Annotated in this window: 17 protein-coding genes and 1 other RNA gene; 11 read left to right on the forward strand and 7 right to left on the reverse strand. The window is 60.8% G+C overall.

Annotated features, from left to right (window positions below; all coding sequences use genetic code 11):
• Window positions 1-146: 146 nt before the first annotated feature.
• From guaD to xdhA, 4 genes are all read right to left on the reverse strand, one after another.
• Window positions 147-1,451 carry a guanine deaminase gene (gene guaD / locus AOA62_RS12565; RefSeq protein ID WP_099548809.1) on the reverse strand — a complete coding sequence of 435 codons (1,305 nt, stop codon included), beginning with the start codon at window positions 1,449-1,451 and terminating at the stop codon, window positions 147-149.
• A gap of 15 nt (window positions 1,452-1,466) precedes the next feature.
• Complete coding sequence (gene xdhC, locus AOA62_RS12570; protein ID WP_099548810.1) at window positions 1,467-2,306, reverse strand: xanthine dehydrogenase accessory protein XdhC; 840 nt, start codon at window positions 2,304-2,306, stop codon at window positions 1,467-1,469.
• Between the two features lie 120 nt (window positions 2,307-2,426).
• Entirely contained in the window at window positions 2,427-4,814 is a 2,388-nt protein-coding gene (xdhB, locus tag AOA62_RS12575; protein ID WP_099548811.1) for a xanthine dehydrogenase molybdopterin binding subunit, read from the reverse strand.
• Entirely contained in the window at window positions 4,807-6,255 is a 1,449-nt protein-coding gene (gene xdhA, locus AOA62_RS12580) for a xanthine dehydrogenase small subunit (RefSeq protein ID WP_017134782.1), read from the reverse strand. The genes xdhB and xdhA overlap by 8 nt, the downstream gene beginning before the upstream one ends.
• A 280-nt stretch (window positions 6,256-6,535) precedes the next feature.
• Here xdhA and AOA62_RS12585 point away from each other — a divergent pair, with 280 nt between their 5' ends.
• The 9 genes from AOA62_RS12585 (at window position 6,536) to AOA62_RS12625 (ending at window position 18,885) form a co-directional block, all read left to right on the forward strand.
• Window positions 6,536-7,195: a GntR family transcriptional regulator gene (locus AOA62_RS12585; RefSeq protein ID WP_017134783.1), complete on the forward strand. Its 660-nt coding sequence runs from the start codon at window positions 6,536-6,538 to the stop codon at window positions 7,193-7,195.
• 2 nt (window positions 7,196-7,197) lie between these two features.
• Entirely contained in the window at window positions 7,198-10,686 is a 3,489-nt protein-coding gene (gene smc, locus AOA62_RS12590) for a chromosome segregation protein SMC (protein ID WP_099548812.1), read from the forward strand.
• A 284-nt stretch (window positions 10,687-10,970) separates the two neighbouring features.
• Complete coding sequence (gene zipA / locus AOA62_RS12595) at window positions 10,971-11,840, forward strand: cell division protein ZipA (protein ID WP_017134785.1); 870 nt, start codon at window positions 10,971-10,973, stop codon at window positions 11,838-11,840.
• A gap of 87 nt (window positions 11,841-11,927) precedes the next feature.
• Window positions 11,928-14,285 carry an NAD-dependent DNA ligase LigA gene (gene ligA / locus AOA62_RS12600; RefSeq protein ID WP_099548813.1) on the forward strand — a complete coding sequence of 786 codons (2,358 nt, stop codon included), beginning with the start codon at window positions 11,928-11,930 and terminating at the stop codon, window positions 14,283-14,285.
• A gap of 161 nt (window positions 14,286-14,446) precedes the next feature.
• Complete coding sequence (locus AOA62_RS12605; protein ID WP_017134787.1) at window positions 14,447-15,613, forward strand: putative zinc-binding metallopeptidase; 1,167 nt, start codon at window positions 14,447-14,449, stop codon at window positions 15,611-15,613.
• A gap of 240 nt (window positions 15,614-15,853) precedes the next feature.
• An RNA gene (gene ffs / locus AOA62_RS12610) (signal recognition particle sRNA small type) lies at window positions 15,854-15,950 on the forward strand.
• Between the two features lie 207 nt (window positions 15,951-16,157).
• Window positions 16,158-17,087 carry an N-acetylmuramidase family protein gene (locus AOA62_RS12615; protein WP_017134789.1) on the forward strand — a complete coding sequence of 310 codons (930 nt, stop codon included), beginning with the start codon at window positions 16,158-16,160 and terminating at the stop codon, window positions 17,085-17,087.
• Window positions 17,088-17,243: 156 nt separating this feature from the next.
• The gene (locus tag AOA62_RS12620; protein WP_017134790.1) at window positions 17,244-18,290 is read left to right on the forward strand and encodes an N-acetylmuramidase family protein; all 1,047 of its coding nucleotides are present in this window, start codon (window positions 17,244-17,246) and stop codon (window positions 18,288-18,290) included.
• Window position 18,291: 1 nt separating this feature from the next.
• Window positions 18,292-18,885 carry a hypothetical protein gene (locus AOA62_RS12625; RefSeq protein ID WP_099548814.1) on the forward strand — a complete coding sequence of 198 codons (594 nt, stop codon included), beginning with the start codon at window positions 18,292-18,294 and terminating at the stop codon, window positions 18,883-18,885.
• Here AOA62_RS12625 and AOA62_RS12630 read toward each other — a convergent pair.
• The gene (locus AOA62_RS12630; RefSeq protein WP_017134792.1) at window positions 18,882-19,745 is read right to left on the reverse strand and encodes a LysR family transcriptional regulator; all 864 of its coding nucleotides are present in this window, start codon (window positions 19,743-19,745) and stop codon (window positions 18,882-18,884) included. The two genes, AOA62_RS12625 and AOA62_RS12630, sit on opposite strands and share 4 nt — an antisense overlap.
• A gap of 102 nt (window positions 19,746-19,847) precedes the next feature.
• Between AOA62_RS12630 and AOA62_RS12635 the strand changes: the two genes are divergently transcribed.
• Complete coding sequence (locus AOA62_RS12635) at window positions 19,848-20,807, forward strand: DMT family transporter (protein WP_099548815.1); 960 nt, start codon at window positions 19,848-19,850, stop codon at window positions 20,805-20,807.
• Here the strand turns inward: AOA62_RS12635 and AOA62_RS12640 are convergent.
• The gene (locus AOA62_RS12640; protein ID WP_017134794.1) at window positions 20,721-21,092 is read right to left on the reverse strand and encodes a VOC family protein; all 372 of its coding nucleotides are present in this window, start codon (window positions 21,090-21,092) and stop codon (window positions 20,721-20,723) included. The two genes, AOA62_RS12635 and AOA62_RS12640, sit on opposite strands and share 87 nt — an antisense overlap.
• Window positions 21,093-21,146: 54 nt before the next feature.
• Entirely contained in the window at window positions 21,147-21,923 is a 777-nt protein-coding gene (locus AOA62_RS12645) for an amino acid ABC transporter substrate-binding protein (RefSeq protein WP_099548816.1), read from the reverse strand.
• 133 nt (window positions 21,924-22,056) lie between these two features.
• Here AOA62_RS12645 and dnaX point away from each other — a divergent pair, with 133 nt between their 5' ends.
• Window positions 22,057-24,147, forward strand: coding sequence for a DNA polymerase III subunit gamma/tau (gene dnaX / locus AOA62_RS12650; protein ID WP_017134796.1), 2,091 nt, complete (start codon window positions 22,057-22,059; stop codon window positions 24,145-24,147).
• Window positions 24,148-24,180: the final 33 nt, after the last annotated feature.

Below are 24,180 nucleotides of genomic sequence, written 5' to 3' on the forward strand. Positions count from 1 at the left end.
AAGTGTGGGAACTGGCTTGTGTGGGAGCTGGCTTGCCTGCGATGCAGGCACCGAGGTGTATCAGGTACACCGCGGTGATGCTATCGCAGGCAAGCCAGCTCCCACACAAGCCCAGCTCCCACATTTGTTTTGTGGTGTTGCTGAAATTAGCGCTGGTGCACCAACTGACCCGCTGCATACGTCTGCAACACCGTCCGGTCATCCCCCAGCGTCATCAACACAAACAACGTCTCGGCAATGTTATTGGCCTGCTTCAAGCGATAGCTGAGCAGCGGCGTAGCGTTGTAGTCCAGCACCAAAAAGTCCGCATCCGTGCCCGGCTGCAATGTGCCGATCTTGTCTTCCAGACGCAGTGCCCGCGCACCGCCCAAGGTGGCCAGGTACAGCGACTTGAACGGGCTCAAACGCGCGCCCTGCAGTTGCATGACCTTGTAGGCTTCGTTCAGGGTTTGCAGCAGCGAGAAGCTGGTGCCACCGCCCACGTCAGTGCCCAGGCCGACATTCAGCTTGTGCTTCTCGGCCATCGGCAAGTTGAACAAGCCACTGCCAAGAAACAAGTTCGACGTCGGGCAGAACGCCACCGCCGAACCGGTCTCGGCCAACCGTGCGCACTCGTCATCACACAGGTGCACGCCGTGGGCAAACACCGAGCGCTCGCCCAGCAGCTTGTAATGGTCGTACACGTCCAGGTAACCGTTGCGCTCCGGGAACAGCTCTTTTACCCACTCGACTTCCTGCTTGTTCTCGCTGATGTGCGTCTGCATGTACAGGTCCGGGTATTCGCCCAGCAGTTGCCCGGCCAGCGCCAGTTGTTCCGGGGTGCTGGTCGGCGCAAAACGTGGCGTGACGGCATAGTGCAAACGGCCCTTGCCGTGCCAGCGTTCGATCAGCGCCTTGCTTTCCTGATAGCCGGATTCGGCAGTGTCGGTGAGGTAGTCCGGCGCGTTGCGGTCCATCATCACCTTGCCGGCGATCATGCGCAGGTCGAGTTTCTCGGCGGCTTCAAAGAACGCGTTCACCGACTGCGGGTGCACACTGCCGAACACCAACGCCGTGGTGGTGCCGTTGCGCAGCAGTTCCTTGATAAAGATACCCGCGACTTCCTCGGCGTGGGCCTTGTCGGCGAACTGGCGTTCACACGGGAAGGTGTAGGTGTTGAGCCAATCCAGCAACTGCTCGCCATAGGCACCGACCATGCCGGTTTGCGGCAGGTGGATATGGGTGTCGATCAGGCCGGGCGTGATCAGCGCATCCTGATAATGGGTCACGTCGATGTCGGCGGGCAGGGTTGGCAGCAAATCGCTGGCGTGGCCCAGGGCGCTGATCTGGCCGTTATCGATCACCAGCAGGCCGTCTTCGAAATACTCATAAGAGGCTTCGATCCCCACTTCGGCGGGGTCGGCGATGCTGTGCAAAATGGCGGCGCGGTAGGCTTTGCGAGTCAAAGGCATGGTGATCTCAATGTGTTAGATAGCTTGGCTGCGACGCGAGGCCGGCAGCAGTTTGGCAATAGGTTCGGCGCTCGCACTGTGCTGGCCGAAATTCGCGTTATAGGTGGCGATGATTTCACCGGCGATGGAGATGGCGATCTCCACCGGCAGTTTGCCCTTTACCTCGGTGAGGCCCATGGGGCAGCGCATGCGTTGCAGTTGCGCGGTGTCGAAGCCGCGATCACGCAGGCGGTGTTCGAACTTGACCCGCTTGGTCTTTGAACCGATCAGGCCGAAATAGGCAAAGTCATTGCGCTTGAGCAGGGCGGCAGTCAGTTCCAGGTCCAGCGCGTGGTTGTGGGTCATCACGATGCAGTAACTGCCCACCGGCAGGTCGGCAATTTCGTCGACCGGCTCTTCGCTGATGATTTTACGCACGCCCTGAGGGATGTGTTCTGGAAACTCCTGATCACGCGAATCAATCCAGCGCACCCGACACGGCAGGCTTGCCAACAACGGCACCAGCGCGCGGCCGACATGGCCGGCGCCAAATACCGCGATCTGCGCCTGCACCTGGCCCATGGGTTCGAACAGCAACACCGTCACGCCGCCGCAGCACTGGCCCAGGCTGGCGCCGAGGCTGAAGCGCTCCAGATGGGTGTTCTGCTGGCCACGCACCAGCATGTCACGGGCGATCTGCATCGCCTTGTATTCCAGGTGCCCGCCGCCGATGGTGTCGAAGGTGTGCGCGGCGCTGATGACCATTTTTGAGCCGGCGTTGCGCGGCGTGGAGCCGAGCTCTTCGATGATGGTCACTAGCACGTAGGGTTCACCCTGGTTCTGCAGGTCGGCGAGGGCGCTGATCCAGTTGTTCATAGTCACCTCCAGTCAGATCGTTCCCACGCTCCGCGTGGGAATGCATACCGTGACGCTCTGCGTCACAACAGCGGACGCACAGCGTCCAAGGCGGCATTCCCACGCAGAGCGTGGGAACGATCAAGCCAGTTCAGTCTCAACGGTTTTTGCAGCGCTCAACTGCCGCATCTGCTCACAGCCCCACAACACTCGCTCCGGCGTCGCCGGCGCATCAATCTTCGGCTGATGGCGATAGTCACCCAAGCTTGCCACGGCATCCTTGATCGCACACCACGAAGCAATCCCGAGCATAAACGGCGGCTCGCCCACGGCCTTGGAGTGGAACACCGTGTCTTCCGGGTTTTTGCGGTTTTCCACCAGCTTCACACGCAAATCCAGTGGCATGTCCGCCACGGCCGGGATCTTGTAGCTGGCCGGGCCGTTGGTCATCAGCTTGCCCTTGTTGTTCCACACCAGCTCTTCCATGGTCAGCCAGCCCATGCCCTGGATAAAGCCGCCTTCGACCTGGCCGATGTCGATGGCCGGGTTCAGCGAGGCGCCCACATCGTGGAGGATGTCGGTGCGCAACATCTTGTATTCGCCGGTCAGGGTGTCGACGATCACTTCGCAGCAGGCCGCGCCGAACGCGAAATAATAGAACGGCCGGCCACGTGCCTGGCTGCGGTCGTAAAAGATTTTTGGGGTTTTGTAAAAGCCGGTGCTCGACAGCGAAACCTGAGCGAAATACGCCTGCTGGATCAACGCCTCAAAAGTCAGGATCTGATCGCGCACGCGCACGTGGCCATTGTGGAACTCCACGTCCGCTTCACTCACGTCGTACTTGCGCGCGGCAAATTCCACCAGGCGCTGCTTGATGGTTTCGGCAGCGTTCTGCGCGGCCTTGCCGTTCAAGTCGGCACCGCTGGAGGCGGCGGTCGGCGAGGTGTTGGGCACCTTGTCGGTGTTGGTGGCGGTGATCTGCACGCGGTCGATCTCGACCTGGAATATTTCAGCCACCACCTGCGCGACCTTGATGTTCAAGCCCTGGCCCATCTCGGTGCCGCCGTGGTTCAGGTGGATGCTGCCGTCGGTGTAAATGTGGATTAACGCGCCAGCCTGGTTGAGGAAACTGGCGGTAAACGAAATACCGAATTTCACCGGCGTCAGCGCCAGGCCTTTTTTCAGAATCGGGCTGTGGGCGTTGTACAGGCGGATCGCCTCGCGACGCTCGGCGTACTGGCTGCTGGCTTCAAGCTCGGCGGTCATTTCTTCGAGCATGTTGTGCTCGACGGTCTGGTAGTAGTGGGTGACGTTGCGCTCGGTCTTGCCGTAGTAATTGGCCTTGCGCACCGCCAACGGGTCCAGAGCCAGATGACGCGCAATGGCGTCCATGACTTCTTCGATGGCCACCATGCCTTGCGGGCCGCCAAAGCCGCGATACGCTGTGTTGGACGCGGTGTTGGTCTTGCAGCGGTGGCCGTTGACGGTGGCGTCGCCCAGGTAATACGAGTTGTCGGAGTGGAACATGGCGCGGTCGACAATCGAGTTGGACAGGTCCGGCGAACAGCCGCAGTTACCTGCCAGGTCCAGATTGATGCCGTGCAGGCGGCCGTTGTCGTCAAAGCCCACGTCGTATTCGATATAGAACGGGTGGCGCTTGCCGGTCATCAGCATGTCTTCGACACGCGGCAGGCGCATCTTGGTCGGCTGGCCGGTCAGGCGCGCGACCACCGCGCACAGGCACGCGGGGCTGGCGGCCTGGGTTTCCTTGCCGCCAAAACCCCCGCCCATGCGGCGCATGTCCACGACGATTTTATTCATCGACACGTCGAGCACTTCGGCCACCAGCTTTTGCACTTCGGTGGGGTTTTGCGTGGAGCAGTAGACGATCATGCCGCCGTCTTCGGTGGGCATTACCGAGGAAATCTGGGTTTCCAGGTAGAAGTGTTCCTGGCCGCCGATATGCAGGGTGCCCTGGATACGGTTTTTCGCGGTGGCCAGTGCGCCCGCCGAATCACCGCGTTGGTGGGTGTGGCTGTCGAGCACAAAGTGCTTCTTGCGAAAGGCCTCGACCACGTCCAGCACCGGCTCCAGGTCTTCGTATTCGATCACCGCCGCCATGGCCGCTTTGCGCGCGGTTTCCAGGTCGCGGGCGGCCACGGCCAGCACCACTTGGCCGACAAACTGCACGGTGTCGATGGCCAGTAACGGGTCGCCGGGCATCAATGGACCAATGTCTTTGAGGCCCGGCACATCTTCATGGGTGATGACGATACGCACGCCGTCAAAGGCGTAGCAGGGCGCGGTGTCGATCCTGATGATGCGTGCGTGTGCACGGTCGGACATGCGCGCATACAGGTGCAACTGGTTAGGGAATTCAAGGCGATCATCGATGTACTGCGCTTCACCGCTGACGTGCTTGGCGGCGCTGTCATGCTTGACGCTGCGGCCGACCCCGGTGGTCAGGTCCTGGGCAAACAGCTCGGCGAGTTCGGCCTGGGTTTTAACGACGGCGTGATGGTTAGACATAAGCGGTCACCCGAGTCTCGATGTGCGGTGTTTGCAGTTCGATGAAGTATTTGCGCAGCAGGTTCTGCGCGCTGAGCAGGCGGTATTCCTTGCTGGCGCGGAAGTCCGACAGCGGGGTGAAATCCTGGGCGAGGGCGGCGCAGGCTTTCTCCACCGTGGCGGCGTTCCAGGTGGCGCCGACCAATACGGTTTCGCAGCTTTTCGCGCGTTTGGGCGTGGCGGCCATGCCGCCAAACGCCACGCGGGCGTCGCTGATCACACCGTTGTCGAGCTTCAGGTTGAAGGCGGCGCACACGGCGGAAATATCATCGTCCAGGCGCTTGGAAACCTTGTAGGCGCGAAACAGCGCGTGGCCCTTGGGCACGATGATCTTCTCGATAAACTCGCTGTCCTGGCGCGCAGTGACACGGTAGTCGATAAAGTAATCTTCCAGCGCCAGGGTGCGACGGGTGTTGCCCTTGCACAGCACGATCTGCGCGCCGAGCGCGATCAGCAGTGGTGGCGAATCGCCGATGGGCGACGCATTGCCGATATTGCCGCCCAGCGTGCCCTGGTTGCGGATTTGCAGCGAAGCGAAGCGGTGCAGCAAATCGCCGAAGTCCGGGTATTCGTGGTGCAGCGCGCTGTAGCAGTCGGACAGCGGTGTAGCCGCGCCGATTTCCAGGCGGTCGTCGAACGACTCGATGCGTTTCATCTCTTCGATGTTGCCCACGTAGATCATCACCGGCAGCACGCGGTGAAACTGCGTGACTTCCAGCGCCAGGTCAGTGCCGCCCGCCAGCAAACGCGCCTGCGGGTAGGCGTCGTAGAGGTCGGCCAGGTCGGCAACGGTGAGCGGCACCAGGCAGCGTTTGTCGCCGCTGTTGAGTTCACCGGTTTGCGTGGGCGCGATGGCTTTGAGACGGGCAATGGTCTCGGGTTGGCGGCTGTCGAACTGATCCGCCGGCTTGTTGCAGCAGGCCTGTTCGGCGGCGGCGAGGATCGGTCGATAACCGGTGCAACGGCACAGGTTACCGGCCAGGGCTTCATGGGCTTTCTGGCTATCGGGGGCGTCGCTGTTCTTTTGCAGGGCAAACAGCGACATCACAAAGCCTGGGGTGCAAAAGCCGCATTGCGAGCCGTGGCACTCGACCATGGCCTGTTGCACGCTGTGCAGTTGGCCTTGATGCTTGAGGTCTTCGACGCTGATCAGCTGTTTGCCGTGCAATGACGACACAAACGTCAGGCAGGAATTGAGGCTGCGATAGCGGATCTGCTCCGCGCCTTGAGTGTCGGTGTGCAATTCGCCGACCACCACGGTGCATGCACCGCAATCGCCGCTGGCGCAGCCTTCCTTGGTGCCGGATTTGCCCAAATGCTCGCGCAAATAGTTGAGCACGGTCAGGTTGGGGTCCAGGGCGTGCTCGCTACGGAGTTCCTGGTTAAGTAAAAACTGGATCACGGAAGGCCTCGCAGACTCATTATTGTTGTTAACCGCTTTGCGCCGAATCTAGTCATGTCTGACTTTTCGGTCAACGATTTTCTGACCAGAAGGTCAAGAAATTGCGATCGCAACACTTTTAATTATGGTCCAGTCTTCTGGAACCGGTGTTTTTGCTGGCTTTTGGCTTTTCATCGCTGCTTATTTCATGCCAAATTCGCGCCTGTGGGCGTAGCGCCATCAGCCAGCCAATGCGCTACACTGCCGCGCTTGTACCGATAGAAGATTTTGAAGGGAAAACATGACGTTCAAGGCGCCGGACAGTCTCGCCGAGCAAATTGCTCACCACCTCGCCGAACGTATCATTCGCGGCGATCTCAAGCCTGGGGAGCGGATCCAGGAACAGAAAGTCACGCTGGCACTCAATGTCAGCCGTGGTTCCGTGCGTGAAGCTTTGTTGATCCTCGAGCGCCGCCACCTGATCGCGATCCTGCCGCGCCGTGGCGCCCACGTCACCGAACTCACCGCGCACAAGGTGCAGAGCCTGTGCACGCTGATGGGCGAGTTGTACATCCTGCTCGGCAATTCGGTGGCTGAGGGCTGGAAGGTCCAGGCTGACATGGCGCCGTTCCTGCAGATCCAGCAACGCCTGATGACCAGTTTCGAACGTGAGGACGTGCGTGCCTTCGTCGAAGAAAGCTTCAGTGTGATGCGCGCCGCGTACCCCTTCGCCAACAACCCGTACTTGCAGGAAACCGTCGAAAACCTGCAGCCGGCGATGAACCGTGCCTATTACCTGGCCCTGGACCAGCGCAAGGCGGAGATGAGTGAGTACCTGGCACTGTTCGAGCAGCTGCTCGCGGCGGTGCTCGCCCGTGATCTGCCGCAGATCCGCCAGGTACTGTCGGCCTACTGCGAGCGCAGCAGCTCGTTGGTCATCGCTGCGTTGGCGGGCGCCTAAACGTGCGGCTCAAGTGCATCAAACTGGCGGGGTTCAAATCCTTCGTCGACCCGACCACGGTGAACTTCCCCAGTAACATGGCGGCGGTGGTCGGGCCCAATGGCTGCGGCAAGTCGAACATCATCGACGCCGTACGTTGGGTGATGGGCGAGAGCTCGGCAAAAAACCTGCGTGGCGAGTCGATGACCGACGTCATCTTCAATGGCTCCACCAGCCGCAAGCCGGTGAGCCAGGCCAGCATCGAACTGGTGTTCGATAACTCCGATGGCACCTTGATCGGCGAATACGCGGCCTACGCGGAAATCTCGATTCGACGCAAAGTGACGCGCGACAGCCAGAACAGTTACTTCCTCAACGGCACCAAATGCCGTCGACGCGATATCACCGATATTTTCCTTGGCACCGGCTTAGGCCCGCGCAGCTATTCGATCATCGAGCAGGGCATGATCTCCAAGCTGATCGAAGCCAAGCCCGAAGACCTGCGCAACTTTATCGAAGAAGCGGCCGGCATCTCCAAGTACAAGGAGCGCCGCCGCGAGACCGAAAACCGTATCCGCCGCACCCACGAAAACCTTGCCCGCCTCACCGACCTGCGCGAAGAGCTGGAGCGTCAACTCGAACGCCTGCACCGCCAGGCCCAGGCGGCCGAGAAGTACCAGGAATACAAGGGCGAGGAGCGCCAGCTCAAGGCGCAGCTCTCGGCCCTGCGCTGGCAGGCGCTGAATGATCAGGTCGGCCAGCGCGAAGCGATCATTGGCACCCAGGAAATCAGCTTCGAAGCGCTGGTGGCCGAGCAGCGTAATGCCGACGCGAGCATCGAGCGCTTGCGTGACGGTCACCATGACCTGTCCGAGCGCTTCAATCTGGTGCAGGGGCGGTTCTACTCGGTAGGCGGCGATATTGCTCGGGTCGAACAGAGCATCCAGCACGGCCAGCAGCGCCTGCGCCAGTTGCAGGACGATTTGAAAGAAGCCGAACGCGCGCGGCTGGAAACCGAGTCGCACCTGGGCCACGACCGTACGTTGCTGCTGACGTTGGGCGAAGAGCTGGACATGCTCACGCCCGAGCAGGAAATCACCAGCGCCGCCGCCGAAGAGGCCGCGGCCGCCCTGGAAGAAGCCGAAACCACCATGCACGGCTGGCAGGAACAGTGGGACGCTTTCAACCTGCAATCCGCCGAGCCGCGCCGCCAGGCTGAGGTGCAGCAATCGCGCATCCAGCAACTGGAAACCAGCATGGAGCGCCTGGCCGAGCGCCAGCGCCGCATGCAGGAGGAGCGCGCGTTGCTCGCCGCCGACCCGGAAGACGCGGCGATCATGGCGTTGAGCGAACAACTGGCCGAAAGCGAAATGACCCTGGAAGAACTCGAGGCCAGCGAAGAACAGCAAGTGGAGCGCCTGGAGCAATTGCGTCAGCAACTGCAACAGGCGACCCAGGCCCAGCAGCAGGCCCAGGGCGATTTGCAGCGGCTGAACGGGCGCTTGGCGTCGCTTGAAGCCTTGCAGCAGGCAGCGTTGGACCCAGGCACCGGCACCGCCGAATGGCTGCGTGACCAGCACCTGGCCGAGCGCCCGCGCCTGGCCGAAGGCTTAAAAGTCGAAGCGGGTTGGGAGTTGGCGGTCGAGACCGTGTTGGGTGCCGACCTGCAAGCCGTACTGGTGGATGATTTTGGCGGTTTCGACCTGGCCGGTTTTGCCCAGGGCGATTTGCGTTTGCTCAGCCCCGCAGTCGATGGCACGCGAGTGCCGGGCAGTTTGCTCGACAAGGTTGAGGCCGCGATCGATCTGGCGCCGTGGCTGGGCCAGGTCAAACCGGTTGAATCATTGGAGCAAGCCTTGTCCCTGCGTGGCCAATTGGGCGCCGGTGAAAGCCTGATCAGCCGAGACGGTTACTGGGTTGGCCGGCACTTCCTGCGCGTGCGTCGCGCCAGTGAGGCCGAGAGCGGCGTATTGGCCCGTGGCCAGGAAATCGTCAACCTGAGCGCCGAACGCGAAGAACGCGAGGCCACCCTCGAAAGCCTGGAAACCGAACTGCAAACCCTGCGTGCCACTCAGCGCCAACAAGAGACTGGCCGCGAACACCTGCGCCGCCTCTTGCAGGACGAAGCGCGCCAGCAAGGCGAATTGAAAGCCCAACTGTCGGCGAGCAAGGCCAAGGCCGAGCAACTGACCCTGCGCCGCACCCGCCTTGACGAAGAAGTGGCCGAGATGGGCGAGCAGCGCGCCCTCGAACACGAGCAGATCGGCGAAGCGCGCCTGCACTTGCAGGAAGCCCTCGACAGCATGGCGCTGGATACCGAGCAGCGCGAACTGCTGCTGGCCCAGCGCGACAGCCTGCGTGAGCGCCTCGATCGCGTGCGCCAGGAAGCCCGTCAGCACAAGGATCACGCCCACCAATTGGCCGTGCGCCTGGGCTCGTTGCAGGCCCAGCACACCTCCACGCGCCAGGCGCTTGAGCGTTTGGAGATGCAGTCCGAACGCCTCACCGAAAAGCGCGAGCAACTGAGCCTCAACCTGGAGGAGGGCGAGGCGCCGCTGGAAGAGTTGCGCCTTAAGCTCGAAGAGTTGCTCGACAAGCGCATGACCGTTGATGAAGAACTCAAGACCGCGCAAATCGCCCTGGAAGACGCAGACCGCGAACTGCGCGACGCCGAGAAACGCCGTACCCAGGCCGAGCAGCAATCCCAACTGATTCGCGGCCAACTCGAACAGCAACGCATGGAATGGCAAGCCCTGACCGTGCGCCGCAAAACCCTGCAAGACCAGTTGCTCGAAGACGGCTATGACTTGCACGGCGTGCTCAATACATTGACCGCCCAGGCCAATGAAAAAGACGCCGAAGAAGAACTTGAGCGCATCGCCGCGCGTATCCAGCGCCTGGGCGCGATCAACTTGGCGGCCATCGACGAATACCAGCAACAGTCCGAGCGTAAACGTTATCTGGATGCTCAAGACGCCGACCTGGTCGAAGCGCTGGACACTCTGGAGAACGTGATCCGCAAGATCGACAAGGAAACCCGTAATCGCTTCAAAGATACCTTTGATCAGATTAATGGCGGTTTACAGGCGTTATTCCCGAAAGTTTTCGGTGGCGGCAGCGCCTACTTGGAACTGACGGGCGAAGATCTACTCGATACAGGGGTGACGATTATGGCGCGGCCCCCGGGCAAGAAGAACAGCACCATCCATTTGTTGTCCGGTGGCGAAAAGGCACTCACGGCATTGGCCCTGGTATTTGCGATCTTCAAGTTGAACCCGGCGCCGTTTTGCATGCTCGACGAAGTTGACGCGCCGCTGGATGACGCTAACGTTGGACGCTACGCTCGGTTGGTGAAAGAGATGTCCCAGACCGTGCAGTTCATCTATATCACCCACAACAAGATCGCCATGGAAATGGCCGATCAGTTGATGGGCGTGACGATGCATGAGCCGGGTTGTTCGCGGTTGGTGGCGGTGGATGTCGAAGAAGCGATGGCGATGGTGGACGCCTAGCGGCGAGTTGCAAGCTGCAAGTGTGTGAGGCTATAGCTTGCAGTGTGTAGCTCACAGTTGGCGGCTTGCGTAAGAGATCTCCCATGTCGCCGAAAGATGGCAAACCGATACATTTCGCGCCAACTGTGTAAAGTTATCGAAGGTCGTGCTAGTTTATTGTCAATTCCTCGTATGCGTGGGCAAAACGTCAGTCAGAACATAGAGTTGGCGCCACGTTTTAAAGCGGTTTGGACGTTGCTAAACCCCTTATTTTTCAGCATTTTTTATTAGAGGCACGGGATTACATGGAAATCGGTCTGCGCGAGTGGCTGATCGTCATCGGCATTATTGTCATTGCCGGTATTCTTTTTGATGGCTGGCGCCGCATGCGCGGTGGCAAGGGCAAGCTCAAATTCCGTTTGGACCGTAACCTGTCCAACTTGCCCGACGACGACGGCAGCGCCGAGCTGCTGGGGCCGCCTCGTGTGCTGGATAACCATAAAGAACCACAACTGGACGAGCACGACTTGCCGTCGATGAGTGCGCCGGTGCGTGAAGCCCGCGAGCCGTCGTCCAAGCGTGGCAAGCGCGCCAGTGCCGCCGTCGCCGAGCCGCATCAGGGCGACCTGAACCTCGACGTCGACGAAGGCCCGAGCTTCAGCAGCCGCGACGACGATTTCCCGGATGAAAATATCGGCAAGGCATCCAGTGCGCCGCGCCAATCGGTCAACGACCAGCCGGCTGCCGAAGAAGTCTTGGTGATCAGCGTGATCTGCCGCGACGCCGCCGGCTTCAAAGGCCCGGCACTCTTGCAGAATATCCTCGAAAGCGGCCTGCGCTTTGGCGAGATGGATATTTTCCACCGCCACGAAAGCATGGCCGGTAACGGCGAAGTGCTGTTCTCCATGGCCAACGCGGTCAAGCCGGGCACTTTCGATCTGGACGATATCGACTTGTTCAGCACCCCGGCGGTGAGCTTCTTCCTCGGTTTGCCAGGCCCGCGTCACCCGAAACAAGCGTTCGACGTGATGGTGGCTGCTGCGCGCAAGCTGTCCCAAGAGCTCAACGGCGAGCTCAAGGACGACCAACGCAGCGTGCTCACTGCCCAGACCATCGAGCATTACCGTCAGCGCATCGTCGAGTTCGAGCGTCGCGCCCTGACACAGAAACGCTGAGGTTCGATCTTAAGCGTTGCCTGTAGAATCCGTGCACTAACATATTGAGCAGCTTCGGCTGCTCTTTTGCTTTATGAGAGAACACCCATGACCGCCGCCCACACCCGCATTCTCGAACTGCGCGCTGAACTGGATCAGCACAATTACCGCTACCACGTCCTCGACGAGCCGAGCATTCCGGACGCCGAGTACGACCGGTTATTCCATGAGCTAAAGGCTCTGGAAGCCGAGCACCCGGATTTGGTAACGCGTGATTCGCCGACGCAGCGGGTTGGCAGTGCGGCGCTGTCGGCGTTCACCCAGGTCAAGCACGAGATTCCGATGCTCAGCCTGGGCAACGCCTTTGATGAAACCACCATGCTCGAATTTGATCGCCGGGTTACCGAAGGTCTCGACCTGCCGGTGGGCGATCTGTTTGGCGGCGGCGCAGCGGTGGAATACAGCTGCGAGCCCAAGCTCGATGGCCTGGCGGTCAGCCTGTTGTATCAGGACGGCGAGCTGGTGCGCGGTGCCACGCGCGGCGATGGCACCACCGGTGAAGACATCAGCGTCAACGTGCGCACGGTGCGCAATATCCCGTTGAAACTGCACGGCAGCGGCTGGCCGGCGACCCTGGAAGTGCGCGGCGAAGTGTTCATGTCCAAGGCTGGCTTCGAGCGCCTTAATGCCTCGCAACTGGAAGTGGGCGGCAAGACCTTCGCCAACCCGCGTAATGCCGCCGCAGGCAGCTTGCGCCAGCTGGACTCGAAGATCACCGCCAGCCGCCCGCTGGAGTTTTGCTGCTACGGCGTGACTACCGACATCAGCGACACCCATATCGGTAACCTGCAGCAATTGCAGAAGTGGGGCATGCCCATCAGCCATGAGCTGAAGCTGGCCAAGGGCATTCAGGATTGCCTGGCGTACTACCGCGATATCGGCGAGCGGCGTAACAGCCTGCCGTATGAGATTGACGGCGTGGTGTTCAAGGTCAACAACATTGCTTCCCAACGTGAGCTGGGCTTCCGCGCCCGCGAACCACGCTGGGCCATCGCGCATAAATTCCCGGCCATGGAAGAGCTGACCGAGCTGCTCGATGTGGAATTCCAGGTCGGCCGCACCGGTGCTGTAACGCCGGTGGCGCGCTTGAAGCCGGTCAAGGTCGCGGGTGTGACGGTGTCCAACGCAACCTTGCACAATATGGATGAAGTGGCGCGCCTGGGCTTGATGATCGGCGACACTGTGATCATTCGCCGTGCCGGTGATGTGATCCCGCAAGTCGTCTCGGTGGTCACCGAACGCCGCCCGGAAAACGCCCGCGCCGTGCACATTCCGCAAAGCTGCCCGGTGTGCGGCTCCCATGTGGAGCGCACGCAACTGGTCAAGCGCAGCAAGGGCAAGGAAACCGTCAGCGAAGGCGCGGTTTACCGCTGCGTCGGGCGCCTGGCCTGTGGCGCGCAGCTCAAGCAGGCGATCATCCATTTTGTGTCGCGCCGCGCCATGGACATTGACGGCCTGGGCGACAAAACCATCGAGCAGTTGGTGGATGAAAAGCTTATCGGCTCGCCGGCTGACCTCTACAAGCTCAAATACGAGCAGATCATCGACCTGGAAGGCTTTGCCGATATTTCCAGCAAGAAGCTGATTGCCGCCATCGAAAACAGCAAGACTCCAACCCTGGCGCGGTTTATCTACGCCTTGGGCATTCCGGACGTGGGCGAAGAGACGGCCAAGGTGCTCGCGCGCTCGCTGGCGTCCCTGGAGCGCGTGCAGCAGGCCTTGCCGGAAGTGCTGACGTACTTGCCGGACGTGGGCCTTGAAGTCGCCCACGAGATTCACAGCTTCTTTGAAGACAGCCATAACCAGGAGGTGATTGGCGCGCTGCTGTCGCCGGATGAATGCGGCCTGCAGTTGCAGGATCAGGGCGACCTGAGCGCCGAGTTTGCCGCCAGCACCACCCTCGGCGGCCTGCTCGACAAGCTGCACGTGCCCAGCGTAGGGCCTGGCGCCGCGCAAAAACTGGCCGACAAGTTCGTAAGCCTCGAAGGCGTAATCAAGGCCGACTGGCTGGATATGCGCCAGGCGTTGCCCGAGAAGCAGGCCAAGGCGGTGCGCGAGTTTTTTGATAACCCGGACAATGCCCACCGTGCCCTGGCCATCGAGCAGCAGCTCAAGGACTTCGGTATGCACTGGCAGAGCGAGAAGAAGGTCGTCGAGGGCTTGCCGGAAGCGGGGCATACCTGGGTGCTGACCGGCTCTCTTGAGCTGATGAGCCGTGATGTGGCCAAGGACAAGCTCGAAAGCCTGGGCGCCAAGGTGGCAGGTTCCGTCTCGGCCAAGACTCACTGCGTGGTTGCCGGGCCGGGCGCGGGTTCCAAGTTGGCCAAGGCCACCGAGCTGGGCCTCAAGGTGCTGGACGAGGAGGCCTTCGTCGCCTTCCTGGCCAGACACAACATCAGCGTCTGACGATCGTTCCCACGCTCCGCGTGGGAATGCAGCCCTGGACGCTCTGCGTCGGCTCTTGAACCTCGTGACGCAGAGCGTCACCGCAGGCATTCCCACGCAGAGCGTGGGAACGATCTTTCACGGTAAATGATCTAGTCTTGGTCACCCAGGGAGAGATCGCCATGTTCCGCTACTTCGAGCAACTCAGCACGCGCATCGCCGCACCGTTCATGGCCGGATCCTCGCGCAGCAGCAAGGTGTGGCAGTGCCGGTGCGGCCAGTCGCTGTTCTTTCGCAACAGCCAGTGCCTGGTCTGTTCTGCGCTGTTGGGCTATCAGCCCCAGCAAAGCCGGCTGTCGTCGCTACAGCCCGGCCCAGTCGATGGCACATGGCTACAGGACGATAACCTTGACGCCGGCACCTTCCGCCGCTGCGCCAACCTCGACACCCCGGCCGCCTGTAACTGGCTGATTCCTGCCCACAGCACCGCAACGCTGTGCGTGGCGTGCAGCCTGAACCGCACCATTCCCGACTTATCGGTGCCGGAAAACCCCGAACGCTGGCGCAAAGTCGAAACCGCCAAGCGCCGGTTGGTGGCGCAACTGATCAGCCTGGGCCTGCAAGTGGTGCCCAAAAGTGTTGACGAAAACAGCGGCCTGGCCTTCGATTTCGTCGGCATTGACCTTGAAGGCAACGCACCCACCACCGGCCACGCCAACGGCCTGATCACCCTCGATATCAAGGAAGCGGACGACGCCCATCGCGAGAAAGTCCGTGTGCAAATGCGCGAGCCGTATCGCACGTTGCTCGGCCACTTTCGCCACGAAGTCGGCCACTACTATTGGGATCGGCTGATTGCCAACAGCCATTGGCTTGAATCGTTTCGTAGCCTGTTCGGCGACGAACGCGCCAGTTACGCCGAGGCACTCGAGCAGCACTACCAGAACGGCCCGCGCGCCGACTGGCAGCAAACCTGTGTCAGCGCCTACGCGACCATGCACCCCTGGGAAGACTGGGCCGAAACCTGGGCTCACTACCTGCACATGATGGACGCCGTCGACACCGCACTGGGCTTTGGCATGAGTGCCCGCGAGATGGACCTGGATTACCAGCCCTTCCCGTTGACCACGCTCTACGACCCCGAACACCCTGGCGGCCCGGCCTTCCTGTCGTTCGTCAACGCCTGGATCGAACTGGCCGGCATGCTCAACGAACTGTCGCGCAGCATGGGCCAGCCGGATTTCTACCCCTTTGTGTTGCCGCCGGCCGTGATCGCCAAGCTGCACTTCATTCACTTGGTGATTCAGGAGGAGGGCGGCAGGGCCGACGAAGTCGTACAAGCACAGTAATCCGCCCCTATGTGGGAGCTGGCTTGCCTGCGATTGCGGTGCATCATCCAGTGAATGCCCCAACTGATGCACCGCAATCGCGGGCAAGCCCGGCTCCCACAAGGTTCTGGCAGGTTATCGAGGTTGTGGACAAGTGCTTGAGCTCCTTCATATTTTTAATCCGGAACAACGGTTGTAAGTTCCGATGAGATCGGTACAATGGCGCGGCTTGCCGAGAGGCCAGCGTCGTTATGGTGACCCCATCGGTCCCCCCGCAACGATTACCCGTGAACCTGGTCAGAGCCGGAAGGCAGCAGCCACAGCGGGAACATTGTGTGCCGGGGTGTGGCTGGTGGGGTTGCCTCCATAACGCTCTCCTTTGTTTCTACCCTTCCTGTTTCAAATCAAACATTGTTTTACTCGCCCATCTGCCATTTTTTGCGCAGCGATGACGGCGTTGTGCTGGAAAACTTTCAGCGGCCTGCTAGCGTCATTCTTGTAAGCGACCCTGTGCTGGAGTAGTAAAGAAGTGATGGCACTCCTTTGATCAACAAGGATGATTGCCATGCCCAGCCTTCCCGTTTTACCCAGAACGCTCAGTGCTTCAGTCGGCGCCCCAGGCAAAGCGCAGAATGTGCTTGCTGATGTTCGCTTTATCCAGCATCTGTTTAATCTGATCACGCCAGAATCCGCTTCGCGCCTTGTGGAGGACGGAAAGTGCGGCCCGCTGTTGTTGCGGCGCATCAGCGACTATCAGGCGAATCGTCTCAAGGTCAGCAAACCTGATGGGGTGATTGACCCGGGCGGTCGGACGTTCAATAGCCTGGTCGACGATGCAGGCAAAGCCAATGCCGTTGTTCTTCCCGACCAGTCGTTAGTCACCAGGCCCACCTGTGACGGTCAAATCGCCCTGACCGAGGCTGATTTTCAGCGCGCGGCTGCAGCGCTGGGCAACGGTATTTCGGTGAACCTGATCAAGGCGTTCGCCGCCGTTGAGTCTGGTGGGCGATCCGGGTTCGGGCCGGCCAACATGCCGGTTATCGCCTTCGAGGGCCATATCTTTCGCAAGTACACTCAACATAAGTACGACAGGACCTACCCCTTTTTGTCCTACCCCTTTTTGGTCAATGCTGGCCCGCAATGGAAAGCCAACAATAAAACCCAGGCGATTGCGTGGCGGACTCTGGTCGATGCTTATACGTTGGACCAGGCAGCAGCGCTGATGTCGGCGTCCTACGGTATGTTCCAGGTCATGGGCTTTAATTTTGCTGCCTGTGGTTACAAGAACGTGTTCGAGTTTGTGGCTGCACTGAAGCTTAACGCCGGCCAGCAATTGATGGCGTTCTGCGGCTTTTGCCGCAAGAATCCAGCCTTGCTCAGAGCGATGAAAAGCAAGGACTTTGCCGGCATGGCGCGCAATTACAATGGCTCAAGCTATGGCGACTACGACAGGCGTATCCAAAAAGCCTTCGAGGCGCTGGAACGGAAAAAATAGCCGCACCTGCTGGCTGCCTCACATCGTTGAGGTGGCCCACTGGACAACCCAAAATCATCTTGTTAGTTTCCGCCAGCCACTTGTTTCAAGTTATGACAGGTGTGCGGTGCTGATATTGAAGTGCTATCACTTCTTGAACTAACAAGGATGTCCATGATGAAAAGCCTGCAAGGGTTGCCCCGTCTTATCAGTGCTTCAGTGGGCGCGCCGGGTAAAGCGCGCAACTTGCCCGCCGATGTTCAGTGCATCCAGTATCTATTTAATCTGATCATTCCCAAGATGGGTTTTGCGCTGGCCGAAAACGGTAAGTGCGATGGGCAATTGGTGCAGTGCATCAGCCAGTATCAGTTCCGGCACCTCAAGTATGCACATCCTGATGGCGTGATCGACCCGACCGGCCGAACCTTCAATAGCCTGATAGAAGAGGCGGTCAAAGTGCCGGTGAAGGCGTTTCCGACGATGCGCATTCCGAGCTTTCTCAACGCGTTTGGCAATAACGGCGGCGATGCGGTACAGGCCACGGTCAATGTGTACCTGGAGCGCATGCGCGCGACTATCGAGGCCGAGCGGCGTAACCGCCAGTTGATGCTCCAGGCCACGTGCGATGGTGGCATGACGCTGACCGATACCGACTTTCAAAGCGCTGCCACCCAGTTGGGCAGCGGCATTTCGGTGAATATCATCAAGGCTTTCGCCACGGTCGAATCCGGCGGGCGTTCCGGGTTCGGGCCGGCCAAGTTGCCGGTGATTGCCTTTGAAGGCCACTTGTTTCGCAAGTACACCAAGCACATCTACGATCAGGCGCACCCGCTGCTGTCTTATATCTACGTGAGAAAGGCCGGGCCGCAGTGGCAGGTCAATAACAAGGACCAGACCAAAGCCTGGGAGACCATGGCCACAGCGTTTGCGCTGGACCAGGAGGCGGCATTGATGTCGGCGTCCTGGGGCATGTTTCAAATAATGGGGTTCAACTACACCTCCTGCGGTTACAAGACGGTGTTTGAATTTGCTGCTGCCCTGAAGGTCAATGCCGGTAACCAATTAAAAGCGTTTATTGGTTTTTGCAGCCAGAGCCCGGCCCTGATCAAGGCCATGAAAGATAAAGACTACGTGGCCATGGCGCGTAACTATAACGGCAAGGATTACGGCGACTACGACAGCCGTATCAAAAAGGCCTACGAAGCATTGGAAGGGAAGAAATAAGATGAGCCGTTTTCTAGCGATGAGTGTGTTGTCGTTGTGCGCCTTGGTGCCCGCGTTGGCAGGTGCCGCTGAGCTGCATTCTGGCAAATACGAGGGATTGATGCTGGCGGTCACCCCTGAGCATCAGGTCGAAGGCTACTACGCAGAAGAACTGGGCGAGGGTGTGACCCGCAGCTGCACGTTTTACCTGCAAGGCCAGCCTGAAGCGCTCACCACCTGGCTAGACAAGGCCTACCCTGGCAGCGTCGCAGCGTCCTCCGACGGCGTGACCTTGACGGTGGAGCAGGGGCGCGAGCATCCCGGTTGCATCAGCGTGCTGATGCCGGAAATAGCCACCGGCCTGGACCTGGCCCAAACGGCCAGCAAGCAATGGATCGGCCTGGTGACCGTGACGGCCGACAAGGCTTACCTGCTGAAAAAACCAGGTGCTGAAGCGGCCAAACGCGCGTATATCGTCAAGGACGATGTGGTCGGCGTGCTGGCGTTCAAGGACGGCTGGGCCAAGGTCGAGTTCACCAATGCCAAAGACCATACCTACACCGGTTGGATCAGCCAGGACCAGTACGCACGCTTGGCGGTGCCGCAAGCCAACTAGCCAAACGTCTCCCGCAGCAGCCCGGCAAACGCATCCCGCGCCAGGTGGCGCTGGGTGTCCGTGTGCCAGAACAGCAGGTTGTCCACGGCCTGCAACTCCTCGAACCGGTAGGAGGCCAGTTGATTGGCCTGCTCGTAGCGGGCCAGGATGCCTTCCGGCGCCAACGCCACGCCAATCCCTGCACTGACGCAACCAATGATGGTGCCCCAACTGGCATAGCTGGCGATGCTTGGCTTGAAGGCGTGCGGTTTGATCCAGTTCTCCAGCGCCGCGCGATACGGACAACCGGGCGGCCACACCAGCAAGGTGCGGCCTGCCAAGTCTTCGGCACTGTTGATCGGCGCGCTGGAGGCGCTGGCAATCAGCACCAGGCGTTCGCTGTAGACCACACTGTGTTCGAGCTTGGCGCGCTTGCCGCCCGAGGCCACCAGCGCCACATCGAGGCGATGGTGTTGCAGGTCGTCGAGCAGTTGCGCCCAGGCGCCGGTGACCAGTTCCAGGCTGACGTCCGGGTAGCGCCGGTGATATTCGGCCAGCAGCGGCGGCAGGCGGCCGCTGGCGCTGGATTCCACCGCGCCGATGCGCAGCGTGCCGCGCGGGATGGCGTTGGCATCCACTGCGCGTTTGGACTCATCCACCAGGGCCAGGATGCGCTCGCAGTAATCGAGGAAGATTTCCCCGGCGGCACTGATGGCCAACCCACGGCCTGCGCGAATAAACAGCGGTGTGCCCAACTCGCTTTCCAGCTGCTTGATGCGCGTGGTGATGTTGGACGGCACGCAGTGCAGTTGCAGCGCGGCCTGGGCCACGCTGCCGGTTTGTGCCACGGCGCGCACCATTTTCAGTTGGGCCAGTTCCATTGCTCAGTTCCAATGATTTCAGAAGTCAGAAACGCTTAATTGTCCTGCGCCTTGCGCGGCTCAAGACTGACGGTATTCCTTCTCAGTATCTGGATGCCGTCGATGAATGCCCCGTCACCCGTAAAGCTTACGCTAGTCATCGCTGGCGTGATTCTCTGTTGGGCCTATTCGCCGATTGGCGTGCACATGGGGCTGCACAGCTACAGCCCTGGCCAGTTGGCGTTGCTGAGGTTTCTGATCGCCTCGGTGTTCATGGGCGGCATCGCCCTGGCGGTAGGCATCGGCTGCCCGCGTGTGCGGGATCTGCCGTGGTTGCTGGTGTTGGGTTTTTTCGGCGTGTTCCTGCACCACACCAGCCTCAACTACGGGCAACAGTGGGTGACGGCGGCGGCATCGAGTGTACTGGCACAGTCGGTGCCGCTGTTCAGTGTGGTGATCGCGTTTTTCTGTTTGAAGGAACGGGTCAGCCTCTGGCGTTGGGGCTGCGTCTTGCTCGGCTTGCTGGGTGTGCTGGTGGTGATCTGGGGTGATCATGGCGTCGGTGATATCGACCCGCGCGGCTTGCTGATCTTGCTGGCAGCCGTGTCGTGGAGCGTGTATTTCGTCATCCAGAAACACTACGCCCATCGCTACAGCCCGCTGACCATGGCGTGTTACATGGTGTGGGCGGGCACCTTGATGCTGTGCGTGAACCTGCCGGGCTTGCCGGCTGCGGTGGCCCAGGCGCCAATGCCGGAGAATCTGTCGGTGCTGGTATTGGGGATTTTCCCCAGCGCCCTGGCCTACCTGGCCTGGGGCTATGTGCTCAAGCACGTGGACGTCAGCCGCGCCTCGGTGGCGATGTACCTGATTCCGCCGGTGGCCATGCTGATGGCGGCGACGCTGCTGGGCGAGCACATTGCCCTGCAAGTGATATTGGGCGCGGTGATCGTGCTGGCCAGTGTCGCCGCCATCAGCCTTGAAGGGCGCTGGCGCTCAATCGCTCAGGCTGAACGCGCGCAGGCGGTGGCCGTCGAGGTCCTCGGCGACAAAGGTGTAGCCGAAGTCAAGGTGGGTCGGTGACTGAATGATGGTCGCGCCGCGCTCTACCCATTGAGCGTAAAGGGCGTCTACGGCGGCTGGGTCCCCCAGCGAAAAACCTACCTCACCGCCTCCGCCGGTAAACTGAGCCGCAGGCTCTACGGTGTGACGCGACCACAGCCCCAGCTTGACGCCGTTGTCGAGAATGAACAGGGCGAACGTCGGGTTCAGTTCCACCGGCGGCTTGCCCAGCAGGCGGCTATAGAAGTTGGCGCTGGTGGCCGGGCTGTCGACGTAGAGCAGGAAGTAATGGGCGACGGTGTGCATGCAGGCTCCTTGATTACGGGCGGTTAAGTGAGCCCAGTCTAGGGGACGGCCCTGTCAGTTCTTGTCAGGAGCGTTCTTGTCAGGAGTGCGCAGCGGTCGCGCGTTCTCCCCGGTGTATAGTTTGATCAGGTCATCGATCTCGCCCGACATTTTCATCCGCAGCAGCGTGCGCAAGATCCGTTGCACCGGCACGCTCGGGTCATTGCGCACGATGCAGCCCAGGTTTTGTTCGTCGATCACCGCGACGTTGTGCAGCCGCAGGCTTGGGGGCACTTTCAGGTTGAAACGGTCCAGGGTCCATTCGTTGATCACGGCGTATTCGAAACGCGCGGCCACCAGCTTGTGCAGCACCAACTCCTCGCTGCGCGAATCGTCGCGGGTCAATTGGCCACTGGCGAACAGCGGTTCGAGGACGACATAGCGGTAGTTGAGCACCGTGCCAATGGCCTGCGGTGCCAACCTGGCCACCTGAACGGGCGGTGCGTGGACACTGGCCAACACATTGCGCTGCACCATCAAGGGTACGCTCCAGCTGTAGTCGCCGGACAATTCGCCGAGCCAATCCTGGGCGACATAGCAGCGCACATCGACCTCTGCGCGTGCCATGGCACCGGCGAGTCGCGCCCGGGCCAGCACGTGGAACTCGGCTGGCCGCCCGACCTGGGTGGCCAGGCTCAACATCAAGTCATACAAAATGCCCTGTGTGGGCTGGTCACCCTCTATCTGTGCCATGGGCATTGCCCAGCTGTCGGAAACCGAAAAACGCAACGGTGCGGGCGCCGCCAGACAAGCAACGGAAATCATCCATAAAGCGCCCAGGACTACACGCATACACTCTCCGGGTTCAGGCCTTTGTGGGGCCAGTCAGGCAAGCTTAGTCAGATTAGACGAGCGTGCCGGATGCAATTTCCCCCTTGCTCCGCTAGCATTACCGGCTTCCGCTTCCCAGTTGCGACGGTTTTCGATGAGTTATCAGGTTCTTGCACGTAAATGGCGCCCGCGCTCGTTCCGCGAAATGGTCGGCCAGACCCATGTGCTCAAGGCTCTGATCAATGCCTTGGACAGCCAACGGCTGCACCATGCCTACCTGTTCACCGGTACTCGCGGGGTCGGCAAGACCACTATCGCGCGCATTATTGCCAAGTGCCTGAACTGTGAAACCGGCATCACGTCGACGCCTTGTGGCACCTGTTCGGTATGCCGCGAGATCGACGAAGGGCGTTTTGTCGACCTGATCGAGATCGATGCCGCGAGCCGCACCAAGGTCGAAGACACCCGCGAGCTGCTCGACAACGTGCAGTACGCGCCGAGCCGTGGGCGCTTCAAGGTCTACCTGATCGACGAAGTGCACATGCTCTCCAGCCATTCCTTCAACGCCCTGTTGAAAACCCTGGAAGAGCCGCCGCCCTACGTTAAGTTCATCCTGGCCACCACCGACCCGCAGAAACTTCCTGCAACGATTTTGTCGCGGTGCCTGCAGTTCTCCCTGAAAAACATGACGCCCGAGCGCGTGGTCGAGCATTTGACCCATGTGCTCGGCGTCGAGAACGTGCCGTTCGAAGACGACGCGTTGTGGCTGCTCGGCCGCGCCGCCGATGGTTCGATGCGTGACGCCATGAGCCTCACCGACCAGGCCATCGCCTTCGGTGAAGGCAAGGTCATGGCCGCGGATGTGCGCGCCATGCTCGGCACGCTGGACCACGGCCAGGTGTTCGACGTGTTGCACGCGCTGATCGAAGGTGACGCCAAGGCGTTGCTCGAAGCCGTGCGCCACTTGTCGGAGCAAGGCCCGGACTGGAACGGCGTACTCTCGGAAATCCTCAATGTGCTGCACCGCGTGGCCATCGCCCAGGCGTTGCCCGAAGGTGTCGACAACGGCCATGGCGACCGCGACCGCGTATTGGCGCTGGCCCAGGCGTTGCCAGCCGAAGATGTGCAGTTCTACTACCAGATGGGCCTGATCGGTCGCCGGGATTTGCCTCTGGCGCCAGACCCGCGCGGTGGCTTTGAAATGGTCTTGCTGCGGATGCTGGCCTTCCGGCCCGCCGACTCGGCGGACGCACCGAGACAGCCGCTAAAGCCAGTGGGGATCAGCCAGGCCACAGTTGATTCCGCCAAACCAGTGGCTGGCGCGGCGGTAGTCGCGCCAGTAGTTGCTGCACCTGAACCTGCGCCGCCTGCACCTGCGCCAGCACCCGAGCCTGCGGTTGCCGCGCCGGTGGTCGAACCTGCGCCCGTGGTTGAGCCTGAACCTGCTCCCGCGCCGGTGGTTGACCTGCCTTGGAACGATCCGGTCGACGCAGAAGCTGAACCTGAGCCTGAACCTGAAGTCGAGCAAGTGCCCGCCGTGGAGCCCGTGCTGGAAACCACCGGCGAGCAGCCCGAGCTGACGCCGATGCCCACGCCGACTCCGGACAGTGCGGTGCCGGACGCGCCGGAATGGGTGTCGGCGCCGGTCCCCGAGCCGACCGTTGCGCAGGTGGACGCCGCTACGCCGGGCATCGACCTTGATGACGAGCCGCCGCTGGACGAAGATTACATCGAGCCGGACATGGATTCGGCCTACAGCTACCTGGACGACCTGGCCAGCGAGCACACCGCCGAACCGGCCCCCGAGCCCGAAGCGGAACCCGCTGCGGCCCCGGCCACTGGCCTGGCGTTGCAATGGTTGGAGTTGTTTCCGAAATTGCCGATCTCCGGCATGACCGGCAGCATCGCCGCCAACTGCACCTTGATCTCCATCGAGGGCGACCACTGGCTGTTGCACCTGGACCCGGCCCACAGCGCCTTGTTCAACGCCACTCAGCAACGCCGACTCAACGATGCGCTCAACCAGTACCATGAACGCACGTTGACCATCGCCATCGAACTGATCAAGCCTGAGCAGGAAACCCCGGCCCAGGCGGCGACTCGTAAGCGCATCAACCGTCAGCGCGAGGCTGAAGACTCGATCCATGGCGATCCGCTCATCCAACAGTTGATGCAACAGTTCGGTGCGGTGGTGCGTCACGATACTATTGAACCTGTCGAAGCCCCGGTGCCCCAAGCGTCATAAAACCGGGCTACTAATTGATTGATCCACGTACTT

It is taken from the genome of Pseudomonas sp. 2995-3, assembly GCF_002742565.1.
Classification (GTDB): domain Bacteria; phylum Pseudomonadota; class Gammaproteobacteria; order Pseudomonadales; family Pseudomonadaceae; genus Aquipseudomonas; species Aquipseudomonas edaphica.